The organism is Pseudophaeobacter sp. A-200-2, assembly GCF_041008815.1.
GTDB lineage: Bacteria > Pseudomonadota > Alphaproteobacteria > Rhodobacterales > Rhodobacteraceae > Phycobacter > Phycobacter gallaeciensis_A.
Genome location: NZ_JAXGFU010000017.1, coordinates 68711 through 79763, shown reverse-complemented (window position 1 = coordinate 79763; position 11053 = coordinate 68711). Strand labels below are relative to the sequence as shown.

Here is an 11053-nt window from a genome sequence, read left to right as displayed (position 1 = left end):
AAGCCAGGATGCGCTGCCTCAAGGCTTTCGGCGAGCGCATCGCCGCGAGAGACCCAGATAGCCAAACCGCTGAAATCCACATCCGCGTCGCACTCATCAACCGCTTCAATGCCCTCGGCACTGCCGAGATCGTCCGCGTGGCCTAAACCTGAAGGGGAAAGGGGAAGTCACGCCTCAAGACGCCTTGCTGCAACAATGCCGACTAGGATCGAGTTCGGAGAAATCGATCTGAACAGCGTCTCTGGGCATCCGGCGCCAGATTGCACTATCCTGAACGAAATCGTCGGCAGCTATGCGATGAGCGCCGGGCTTGATGTCGATGCCAACCTGCAGACAGGCGATTTCCTGCATCGCCTCGCGACCGCCGGTGCTTTCCGATGGGGCCTTGTCATCGACATGGTTGTTGATGCGGTCGCGCTCGCTGTTGCCAGAAGAGATGGGGTATTTGAACGCTCAGATTTTGTGGCCGCCTGGTGCGAGAAAACTGGAATGAACGAACTGGCCACGCCATTCACGCTTGATAGCTACGAGAGTATGTTCCGCAGGGACAAACCCTTCCGGGCGGCCATCGGCACCTGATCCTCCAGGAAAACTCAGACCTTCAGAAACCCGCGCTTTGGTGCGGGTTTTTTTATGCCCAGCTGCCGCGGGCAGGGGGCTCTCAGGTCTGGCTGTTCAAGCTGCGCGGGTTTATGCTTTCGTGTACTAGGGTCGTTGCGCATAAGCACTTGAAGGTATTGGGTAAATTCTCACATCGAATCGCGGGGGATTGATTTTGCGCATTCATATGCTTGCTCTGACTATGATTTCGATGACCCCCTCATCACCATCGAGGAGGATGAAGAAGCTCACGAAGAGGATCTCTGGTTTCTGCCGGGACCACTCGAGGAAGAATCCGATGATTTGCATCCCGGGCCACGGGCAGAACCGGCCGACACTGCTGTCAGCGAAGACTGGGCAAAGGCAGAAAGCGTTCACGCTGCGCGACTGGCACGGGTCGCTGGACGTTTGGGTGCTCTGGATGACCGGCTGCTGCGCGGCCCGGAAGGCTGGCGGCGTCGCCTCGCTTTGATTGAGGCAGCGAACCTCAGCTGGTTCGCAGGGGACCGGGTGAGTTCTGATCGTCTGGCGCTTTGGATATCGATGCGGCTCTCGGGCGCACAGGATGACCCAAATGCCCTTGCAAGAGTTGGATGGGCTGTTCGGTGCCTGACAGGCGGTCCCGGACCAAAGGCTGATTTGGCCGCCTTCCTGGATCGCCGCGATCCGGAGAACATTGAAGACAGCGCTGAGCGTTTCGAAGATCACGCGGGCGGATGGCTGGATGTAATGACAGCCGAAGCCGAGCTCCACCCAATCACCCGGGCTTGCATGGGCTTTCATCTCTGGAGTCTGGCGGGCCTCGGACAGCACGGCGACCAGATCGAAGCCGCCGTCACCGCGTCCAGGATCGCGGCCTGCGACGGAAGCGGCGCCGTCTTCGCGCCACTGGCTATGGGCGGGGCAGGGGGACTGCTTGTCTCGGGTATGCCAACCGAACGCTTGGCCCGCTGGTTGGATGGGATGAGCAGCGCAATTCTGACGGCGATGCGAACACTTGACGATATTGAAGCGTGGACCAGTCGGGCAGAAAACGTCAGGCCGCACTCATCGCTCGGCAACCAAACACCCGCGGAAGCGCGCCGGACGTTTGAGCAATTTGAGGGCTCCGCGCCCGGCGCGCTTGCCCAATCAGACGACGGAGAATATGAAAACCAGATACGCAAACTCTCGTTATGAATAAGGGAGCCTCGGGGGGCAGGTCAAAGGCAGTTCATCCCATTAGCTCATATATCAAAGCACTGTCCTCGAACTTAGGTTCGATCTGAGTCAGGGGTTCACATATTTTTTTACCCAGACCATATTGTTCACACGAGACTGCACGATAGCGTGATCTACAGAGGCAGGCGACAGCGGAGCCTTCAAACTACAATCGCAGACAGAAATCCTTGTCAGGTCGAACTCATCACGAGAGAACTCTGATGAGATCAGTATTACCGGCATCCTCGGCAGAAATCGCCGAAGATCCAGTAAATCATCGATAATAGCCTCAATTCCGCCTAAACCATCAACATCGACAAAAAGGCGATTAATTTTTGGCCTAGTGCCTACTTGTGTGGTGTTTAGATTCAACAACGAAGTGAATCGAATAGAGGTGTTTCCGCGTGCGGACAGGTTGTCCTTCAAATCTAAAATGTTGTTGCTGCACGGGCCGACAATACCTACTGTATAAGTTCTGATGTCTACGAGTTTGTTCACGGATATGCTCCCCAATTAGAAATTCATCGTATCGGCTTGAGGAGGATAATTGACCCCTATCTTAAGTATATTTTAGTGTCGTGTATTGAGGTAACGATATGGCCTTGTTGCACAAATCGGTTGGGGGATTCACTGCATGAATCCAGCATGATAGCTGGGAGGCATGAGCAGCTGGGCCCCTACGAAGTACAAGACCACGAACTGGTCGGCTTACAATGAAGCACTGTGTCAGCGCGGATCGCTGACGATCTGGTTCGATCCCGAGATGGAGTGGGTCCCTCCGCCGACCGGGAAGCGCGGTCGCCAACAGAGCTTCAGCGATGCCGCGATCCAGGCCTGCCTGACGATGAAGGTGCTCTTTGGCATGCCTCTGCGACAGACGACGGGGTTCGTTCAGAGCCTCTTGCGCCTGGTCGGGCTGGACTGGACCGTGCCGGACTTCAGCACGCTCTGTCGCCGCCAAAGGGCGCTGAACGTGAATATCCCCTACCGTGGCGGCGCGGGTCCGCTGAACCTGCTGATCGACAGCACCGGTATCAAGGCTGAGGGCGAAGGTGAGTGGAATGCCCGTAAGCACGGTGGTTCCAAGCGCCGTATCTGGCGCAAGATACACATCGGCATCGACGAGGAAACGCTGGAGGTCCGGGCCGTCGAGGTCACCGGAAGCAACATCGGCGACGCGCCAGTCTTGTCCGACCTTCTCGACCAAATCCCGGCAGACGAAGAGATCGCCTCGGTGACCGCAGACGGCGCCTACGACACCCGGAAATGCCACGAGGCAATCGCCGCGCGCGGTGCCGCTGCAATCATCCCGCCCCGCAAGAATGCCAAGTCGTGGCGGCCTACGAGCCCGGGCGCCATCGCCCGCAACGAAGCGCTGCGCGCCTCGAAATACCTGGGCCGCGCCATCTGGCGACGGTGGAGCGGATACCACCGCCGGAGCCGTGTCGAGAGCAAGATGAACTGCATCAAGCTGCTCGGCCAATCCCTGATGGCGAGAGACTTCGAGCGCCAGGTCGCCGAGCTGCAGGTGCGTATCGCCGTGCTCAACGGCTACACGGCACTTGGAATCCCCGTCACAGAGCCCGTAGAGTAAGTCCGTCCGGGGAAGGGGAAAGCTCGCACATCAGCCGATTTGTGCAACAAGGCCGCCGCCAGATGACCGCCGCGCTGTTCGGCAAGAACGGTCCCGCCCGGTGATCGACGATTTCTTTGCCTGGCTGACCGCATAGGCCGCTCGCGTCTCGCGCAAGTCCAATCTGGGCAAGGCGCTGGCCTACATATTCCGACGCCAGGACGGATTCCGTCTGTTCTTGGACGATGGCCATGTCGACATGGATTCCAACCTGGTCGAAAAGGCGATCAGAAGCCCGGCCATGACATGCCGAAACGCGCTTTTGCCGGACACGATGACGGGGCGCGTAGCTGGGCTTCTTTTGCCAGCCTTGTCGGAACCTGCCGGAAGAACGGAGTCGAACCCTATGCCTATATGGTTGACTTGTTCACCAAATTGGCAGGTGGGCACCTCGACAAGAACATCGCCGCCTTGATGCCTTGGGCCGATCCTGCCGCACAATCAAAAGCCGTCAGCTCGCCCGGGACACCCGCATCACCCGGTTCTGAATCTTCGGCCAGGGTGTCAAATATCTCCTCGTTCAGCAGGTCGTCGCGCAGGCTGCCGTTGAATGTCTCGATAAAAGCGTTCTGCTGCGGCTTCCCTAGATCGATAACGCAATGCCCTTTGCCTGGAGCAAGACCGCCGAGGACATCATCACCCGCGAGCGCCGCGCTCCCGATGCCCTCGACCACATCAGGGGAAGTCTATGTCAGTACCAAATGTTGACCTCGGAACACTAGGGCGACGTTTCCTGGTGTGGCCAAGAAAAGAGTCCGACCCTATAAAAAACCACGCCAGTGCGGGAACTGGCGTGGTAAGGTATAACCGGAGTAGGGCATGATCGAGCAGTGATCGGCAGGGGCCGTTACAAAAACAGCAGATCTCCGGCTTGAAAAGGACAACCATTCTTCCGAGCTTGACACAAGATATCTATCGATTTTCATTTAGTCAGCCAGTGTCGCATTTGGATCACTTTGAGGTCTTGACATGAGCCCCTGAATCTCCTCCAGTTTTGTGTAAAGCCCGCTCAGCCATTGGATCTCACCCCGTTTCTGGTCCAGGCTTCATGCGACCTTTCGGGTTTCCTTCAGTTGGGACGCAAATTCGCTTGGCGTCAAGTTTCCGAGCGATGAATGCGGCCTGGTTTCGTTGTAATCTGTTCTCCAGTTGTTGATCCGGGTTCGAGCGCCGTCCATGGACAGGAACCATGACGCGTTAAGACATTCTTGGCGGAGGCGGCTGTTGAAGGCCTCGATACGGGCGTTGTCCGTTGGTTTTCCAGGCCGGGAGAAGTCCAGCTCGACTTTGTTCAGGTAAGCCCATTGGTCGAGCAGTCGGCCGGCGAACTCCGGTCCGTTGTCGACTCGAATGCTCCTGGGTTTCCCCCTGACCCGTGCCAGCCGATCCAGTTCATCAATCACCTGGTAGGCTCGGAACGTCGTCCTCGCAGCGGTCGCGAGAGCTTCTCTCGTAAAGCAGTCCACGATGGTCAAAATCCGGAACGGTCTTTCGTCGAACAGCCGGTCCGACATAAAGTCCATCGCCCAGACATCGTTCATGCCGTCGGCGTCTGATCGGCCGGATCGGTACCGGCAGGCACGCCGTCGCTTCGGGCTGCGCGTTCGGATCGACAGGCCCTCTTCGCAATACAGCCGGTACAGGCGCTTGTGGTTCACGTGCCACCCTTCGCGCTACAGCAAGATATGCAGGCGGCGATACCCGTATCGGACGCGGGCTTCAGCCAGTTCTTTCAACCGCATCCGTAGTTCCACCTCAGGATCGCGCCTGGATTGGTATCAGTGAGAAGCCCGCCCGAAGCCCATGGCCCGGCATGCCCGACGCTCCGACACCTCGAACACATGCTGATAATGTCGGACAACCTCGCGACGTCGAACAGGCTTCACCACTTTTTTCGCAGAGCATCCTGCAGCATCGACTTGTCCAAAGTCAGATCTGCGACCAGCCGTTTCAGCTTGCCATTCTCGTCCTCGAGCTGCTTCAGCCTTCGGATCTCCGACACACCCATCCCGGCATAAACCTTCTTCCAGCGATAGAACGTCGCTTCGGCGATGCCCAACTTCCGGCATATCTCGCCGACCGTCGTTCCAGCTTCTGCCTGCCTCAATGCGAAAGCAATCTGTTCGTCGTTAAATCGTTTCTTCGGCATCGGTACACTCCTCTGTTGCCAGAAATGTACCCAAAATTTCGCACTCAGCTTGGACCAGTTTCAGGGGGCAAGAACAGTGTGCCAAGGTGGGTCTGCGATGATCCACAAAGGAGGAGGGTCATGTCGGAGATTATAACGGTCGGGCTCGATCTGGCGAAGAATGTGTTCCAGGTGCATGGGCCGACGGCAATGGTCGTGCGGTCCTGCGCAAGAAGTTGCGGCGAGCGCAGGTGCTGGAGTTCTTCCGCCAGTTGCCATCTTGTGTCGTCGCGATGGAAGCGTGCGGAGGGGCCCATTACTGGGTCCGCGAGATCGGCATGCTGGGACATGAGGTGCGGCTTGTCCCGCCCGCCTACGTGAAGCCATTCGTGAAACGTCAGAAAAACGATGCGGCCGATGCCGAGGCGATTTGCGAGGCGGCATTGCGTCCAACGATGCGGTTCGTGCCTGTGAAAAGCGAAGAGACGCAGGGCGCGGCGATGGTGTTTCGCGTGCGCGAGCTTCTGATCCGGCAGCGGACCCAGGCCATCAATGCTCTTCGAGGGCATTTGAGCGAGTTCGGGCAGGTCGTGCCGCAAGGGGCGGCCAACGCCACCAAGCTAATTGCAATTATCGAAGGTCTAGGATGCGATCTGCCTGCCGACGCCATTCCTACCCTCAAGGTTCTGGTCGCGACACTGGGGTAGTTGGAGACAGAGATCGGCAAGCTCGATACCGAGATCACCCGTCGCGCCAAGGAGAACGACGTGGCACGACGCCTGATAACGGTGCCGGGCATCGGCCCTGGCCCTCTGATTGCCACGGCCATAGCGACCCTTGCGCCACCACCAGACAGTTTCCGCAAGGCCCGGCATTTTGCTGCCTGGCTGGGTCTGGTGCCCCGTCAGCATTCGACAGGCGGCAAACAGCGGCTCGGAGCCACGACGAAGATGGGCGAGCGGTCCCTCAGACGTTTGCTGATCATCGGCGCAAACAGCGTTATCAAAAAGTGACATGTTCATGCCGAGGCCCAACCAGCACCTGGCTGGCCGGTATGCTGTCACGCAAGCCACCAATGCTGGTGAGTGTTGCGCTGGCGAATAAAATGGCGCGTATCGTCTGGGCCTTGATGGCCCCGGGGTGGCGTCTATCAGTCTCCGGCCGCGGCGGCATAAGCCCGCTGTAGGTCGCGAGGGCGTCGGAGCGTATGAGGACAAGGAGCAGTTTGGCGCAATAGTCGTGAGACGGGATCGGGAGAACCAGTGCGCAACAGAGTGCCATCGAGCACGCGGCTTTGATCTGGACCCGACCTTCGAACACCATACGGGCCCGCGGCATCTGGAACGCCGCATCATGAGGCCGGATACATGTCAGCACCAGGTGACGCGCCAAAATCAGCTCTGAAGATTCCTCTTGCGCAAGGGGCGGTTATACATGTTGCACAAATCGGCTGAGGGATTCACTGTTTGAACCCAGCGTGATAGCTGGCTGTCATGAGCAGTTGGTCACCTACGAAGTAAAAGATCAGGAACTGGCCTTCGTACAACACGGCGCTGAAGCAGCGCAGTTCGCTATCGATCTGGTTTGATGCCGAAATGGAATGGTCTGCCCTGGCGACCGGCAAGCGCGGCCGCCAGCGCGAGTTCAGCGATGCGGCAATTCAGTTTTGTCTTACGATGAAGGTGCTGTTCGGCATGCCGCTCCGGCAGACGACGGGGTTCGTTGAAAGCTTGTTGCGGCTGCGCTTACCCGCTTGAGCTAATGGGATGAACTGCCTTCCCACCAATCCGCTGCTATCGTTGCGGGCATAGGTGGAGAGGGGAGCATCTGATGGACATCAAGATTCTGGGCATTGATCTGGGCAAGACCGTTTGCAGTCTGGCCGGGCTGAACGAAGCAGGAGCGGTCGTGTTTCGCAAACGTCTCCAGCGGCATCGGCTGCTGGACTTTCTGGATGGGCTTCTGCCGTGTGTAGTTGCGATGGAAGCCTGCGGTGGCGCACATCACATCGGGCGCTTTTGTCTTTAGAATGGACATGAGCCTCGTCTGATGTCGCCGCTGTATGTCCGGCCCTATGTCAAGTAATGATCACCTCTCCATTACTTCACAAAGGGCTTCACGTAGGCGGGCGGGACAAGCCGCACCTCATGTCCCAGCATGCCGATCTCGCGGCCCCGGTAATGGGCCCCTCCGCACGCTTCCATCGCGACGACACAAGATGGCAACTGGCGGAAGAATTCCAGCACCTGCGCTCGCCGCAGCTTCTTTCGCATGACCGTTCGGCCCGCACCGTCGGCTCCATGAAACTGAAACACATTCTTCGCCAGATCGAGCCCGACCGTGGAAATCTCCGACATGACCGTCCTCCTTTGTGGATCATCGCAGCCCCACCTTGGCACATTGATGCCGTCGGGGGCGGTCACATCATCAGAGCCTCATTGTGGCTTCATCCTATTCAGGATTTGAAGCCTCCGGCAAACACGGTGCGGTTCGAACCGCACAACAGACCCAGCGCATCTCTTAGGAGGCTTTGGCCTGAAATCAAGAAAAATTTTTCATCTTTTTGGTACTTAATCTACCCTTAAGGTTAGGTTGCTGCATATCCCAAATGACAATATCCGCTTTTCGCACCGGAAAAGTCGAAAAAGGGTTTGGTGGTGAGTCAAACGTTAGTAGGCGCAGACACAAAAACAATATTAGTAGCAGATGACCATGCAGTCTTGTGCGATGCACTGGCCACAGTGTTTGAAAATCAAGGCTGTGCCGTTTACAAAAGCCACGACAAGAACGGTCTGTGTGAACTCCTTGATCATCATGGGCCGGATATTTTTGACATAATTCTGTTAGACGTAAAAATGCCGGGAATGTTGGGTCTGAAATCAATAAAAGAAGTGTGTCGATCTGCAAAGCCAACGCCAGTCGCGTTGATGTCTTCTGGGTTGACATACCAGTTTGTAAGAGATGCACTTAAGTTGGGTGTATCAGGGTATATCCCAAAAACTACGCACCTGAACAGTTTCAAATCTGTGATGGATCTTATAGTCAGCGGTGGCATATATATACCGACTGATCTGATCGTACACGAAGATGGCATGGACAACCCGTGGAATCTCACTCCTAGAGAGCAATCCATCGCTGCTTTCGTTAGTAAAGGTATGTCAAATAAGATAATCGCGTATGAGCTGGAGATGTCTGAGCCAACAGTTAAAATGCACCTTCGATCAATATTCAAAAAAATGAAGGCAACCAACCGAACACAGGTTGCATTCGCAATTCGCGAGGCCGGCCTTCAAGTTTAAGAGTTTGATATGAAAACGGCAAGAAAAATCCCAGTACTACGATCTGCAGAGAGCTACATGAATGATTTGAAAACAGTGGTATACTTGGGTTGCCCCAATGAGGTAAGCTCTTGTGTGTTTGAGTACTTCACAAGACGTGGCGCAAAAATTATCTATGCTGATCTGTCTGAGGGGCTTAAGTCATCTTGGCGTGACGAAGGCTCAATCTTGTTCATAGATGTAGAGGGAGTAGGGGGGCAAAAACAGGTTTATAGGTTTTTGAAAAATTCCAATTTTGAGAAATATCCTGTCCCGACGATATTGTTCTATAATGACCAACTGGATCGCCATGGGAAGCGGGCTAAGGCCTTGACTGGTTTGGCGCCACTGTCCGATTTTGATGACCCTTATTCTGTTGAGTTTGCAATTGCACAAGCAACTACATCATACGCAGCATGCAAGAAAGAAGGCAAAATATTGTCGTTGAAGCAGAGGTAAACGGTCAGGGTGTCCGAAGTGACGAAACTTGTGAAAACTTAAATAAGGTGAAGTCTATGTCTGATCTTATGACCGATGAAGAATGGGCATTTTATGAACCATTTCTTTGGGATGTACGGGCTTCGCACGGTCGCAAACCCTCTAGTTACCGCCGTACTCTCGACGGAATCTTTTGGGTTATGCGGACGGGTGAGTCTTGGCGTAACACACCCAAAAGATACGGAAATTGGATGGCGGTGTACCAACAGTACCGGCGGTGGTCTATGGTTGGCCTCTGGGAGAAAATCGAAAGCGCACTGCGGGCGGAAAGGGCTGCATGCGGAGTTTCTACGGAAACAAATACTGATGCTTTCGAGGCTCCAGTGTCTATCTACACGCGCCCTACCGGGCTGTAAAAATAAAAACTAATATTTGTGACGGGTGAAAAATGAGTGCATTGTACCAGCTGCAAGCTCAGAGAAGGAAGGTTAAAAATAAACTGTTGAGAATTGCGCTTCCCTTCAAGAGTCGATTTCTGGTCAAGGAGAGACTTGCATTAAGTGGGTCACAAGTAAGAACACACTAACATGCGAGTATATAGCCTCATATCCGCTTTGGTCACAATTACATCTATCAGTGCGTGCGCGAGTAGAGATCTTAATCTGTCGCGCTCCATTTTTAGCCCTGCACCAGCCGGACTGGTAAATGTTGGCCTTCCAGGTGCGTTTTGCACCGGAGTGCAAATTGATGAACGTAGAGCATTAACTGCCGCGCACTGTTTGTACAATAAAGATGGTAGCGGGGTTGTAAATGCTAAAAGTATCCATGTGGTGAGGGAAGCGGATATCGCGCCGGTGAATAACCAAGTTTTAAGTTCTGAAATGCTTCCCGGCTTTGAAATCGGGCTTAGAACAGTTGAAAATATAAATTATGATGTTGCGGTTTTGACATTTTCCGATGCCGTGCCTGGGAATTTCCCTACTCTAAATATTTCCGACGGGCCCATGCAGTTGGGTGAAAGAGTGGTCACGTCTTACTACAAAAATGTAGGGAGCAACTTCTATTTGGTCGAAGCTAATTGTAGCGTACTTAACAGAAAAAAAAGTGTCTTGGTTTTGGACTGCCCGATCGATTTCGGCGCATCCGGCGCTCCAGTTTATCGGGTGATGCGAGAAGGCGCGAGTGCCTTAGTGGCAATTATTGTTGCCAAGGCGATGTGGCGGAATAGACCAGTGGCCTTGGCGGTTAACGTCGGGTCAGTATGAACCGGGAGAATGATCATGACTGAAATTGACTATGACAAACTATCTCTCCAAGAGCTGGAGGCAATGCAGGGAGAGGTGAAAAAGGCAATAATGAGCTACCATAACAGGCGGAAAAAATTGGCAATTGAAAAAATGACTGCATTAGCTAAAGAATTGGGATTTTCATCTCTTTCAGAAGTAATGGGGCCTAGATTAATGGACGTAAAAAGTTTTGAAGTTGAACCGGTTTACAGGAATCCTGAAAACCCAGACCAGACCTGCGGGAACCGGGGACGTAAGCCCTTTTGGTTCAAAGAATTGTTGTCACGCGGTTACACAATAGAGCAGTTGCGTATTGAAAATCAGGAGTAGGGGAATGTCATGAATTGAGGTGAAGGCATGACCGTCCTCCTTTGTGGATCATCGCAGACCCACCTTGGCACATTGTTGCCGTCGGGGGGGCGGTCACATCATCAGAGCCACGCTGAAGGGC

At 54.7% G+C, this 11053-nt stretch carries 10 protein-coding genes and 7 pseudogenes; 13 read left to right on the top strand and 4 right to left on the bottom strand.

Annotated features, from left to right (window positions below):
- From SM766_RS20155 to SM766_RS20145, 3 genes and pseudogenes are all read left to right on the top strand, one after another.
- Nucleotides 1–146 (top strand): annotated as a pseudogene (locus SM766_RS20155) (IS5/IS1182 family transposase); the annotation flags it as partial.
- A gap of 49 nt (nt 147–195) precedes the next feature.
- The gene (locus tag SM766_RS20150) at nt 196–579 is read left to right on the top strand and encodes a hypothetical protein (RefSeq protein ID WP_274869356.1); all 384 of its coding nucleotides are present in this window, start codon (nt 196–198) and stop codon (nt 577–579) included.
- 243 nt (nt 580–822) lie between these two features.
- Complete coding sequence (locus SM766_RS20145) at nt 823–1779, top strand: integrase core domain-containing protein (protein WP_274869357.1); 957 nt, start codon at nt 823–825, stop codon at nt 1777–1779.
- 90 nt (nt 1780–1869) lie between these two features.
- Here the strand turns inward: SM766_RS20145 and SM766_RS20140 are convergent, their stop codons facing one another.
- A complete protein-coding gene (locus tag SM766_RS20140; RefSeq protein ID WP_274831101.1) occupies nt 1870–2298 on the bottom strand; it encodes a hypothetical protein in 429 nt (142 codons plus the stop codon).
- A 163-nt stretch (nt 2299–2461) separates the two neighbouring features.
- Between SM766_RS20140 and SM766_RS20135 the strand changes: the two genes are divergently transcribed.
- Complete coding sequence (locus tag SM766_RS20135) at nt 2462–3394, top strand: IS5 family transposase (protein ID WP_274831134.1); 933 nt, start codon at nt 2462–2464, stop codon at nt 3392–3394.
- A gap of 58 nt (nt 3395–3452) precedes the next feature.
- Nucleotides 3453–3859 (top strand): annotated as a pseudogene (locus tag SM766_RS20130) (IS66 family transposase); the annotation flags it as partial.
- A gap of 68 nt (nt 3860–3927) precedes the next feature.
- On the opposite strand, the pseudogene SM766_RS20125 reads toward SM766_RS20130, so the two are convergent.
- Both SM766_RS20125 and SM766_RS20120 read right to left on the bottom strand, forming a co-directional pair.
- Nucleotides 3928–4026 (bottom strand): annotated as a pseudogene (locus tag SM766_RS20125) (integrase core domain-containing protein); the annotation flags it as partial.
- 453 nt (nt 4027–4479) lie between these two features.
- Nucleotides 4480–5582: pseudogene (locus SM766_RS20120) on the bottom strand (IS3 family transposase).
- A gap of 120 nt (nt 5583–5702) precedes the next feature.
- On the opposite strand from SM766_RS20120, the pseudogene SM766_RS20115 reads away from it, so the two are divergent.
- From SM766_RS20115 to SM766_RS20105, 3 genes and pseudogenes are all read left to right on the top strand, one after another.
- A pseudogene (locus tag SM766_RS20115) lies at nt 5703–6736 on the top strand (IS110 family RNA-guided transposase).
- A gap of 348 nt (nt 6737–7084) precedes the next feature.
- Nucleotides 7085–7303: pseudogene (locus tag SM766_RS20110) on the top strand (transposase); the annotation flags it as partial.
- Between the two features lie 88 nt (nt 7304–7391).
- A complete protein-coding gene (locus SM766_RS20105; protein ID WP_274831117.1) occupies nt 7392–7589 on the top strand; it encodes a hypothetical protein in 198 nt (65 codons plus the stop codon).
- Nucleotides 7590–7663: 74 nt separating this feature from the next.
- On the opposite strand, the pseudogene SM766_RS20100 reads toward SM766_RS20105, so the two are convergent.
- Nucleotides 7664–7918 (bottom strand): annotated as a pseudogene (locus tag SM766_RS20100) (IS110 family transposase); the annotation flags it as partial.
- Nucleotides 7919–8215: 297 nt separating this feature from the next.
- Here SM766_RS20100 and SM766_RS20095 point away from each other — a divergent pair.
- The 5 genes from SM766_RS20095 (at nt 8216) to SM766_RS20075 (ending at nt 10932) form a co-directional block, all read left to right on the top strand.
- On the top strand, nt 8216–8860 hold the full coding sequence (locus tag SM766_RS20095) for a response regulator (RefSeq protein ID WP_368948885.1): 645 nt from the start codon (nt 8216–8218) through the stop codon (nt 8858–8860).
- Between the two features lie 57 nt (nt 8861–8917).
- Complete coding sequence (locus SM766_RS20090; RefSeq protein ID WP_274831118.1) at nt 8918–9337, top strand: hypothetical protein; 420 nt, start codon at nt 8918–8920, stop codon at nt 9335–9337.
- Entirely contained in the window at nt 9295–9732 is a 438-nt protein-coding gene (locus SM766_RS20085) for a transposase (protein ID WP_368948884.1), read from the top strand. The genes SM766_RS20090 and SM766_RS20085 overlap by 43 nt, the downstream gene beginning before the upstream one ends.
- Nucleotides 9733–9903: 171 nt before the next feature.
- On the top strand, nt 9904–10581 hold the full coding sequence (locus SM766_RS20080; RefSeq protein ID WP_274831119.1) for a trypsin-like serine peptidase: 678 nt from the start codon (nt 9904–9906) through the stop codon (nt 10579–10581).
- 15 nt (nt 10582–10596) lie between these two features.
- On the top strand, nt 10597–10932 hold the full coding sequence (locus SM766_RS20075) for an H-NS histone family protein (RefSeq protein ID WP_274831120.1): 336 nt from the start codon (nt 10597–10599) through the stop codon (nt 10930–10932).
- The last annotated feature ends 121 nt before the right edge of the window (nt 10933–11053 follow it).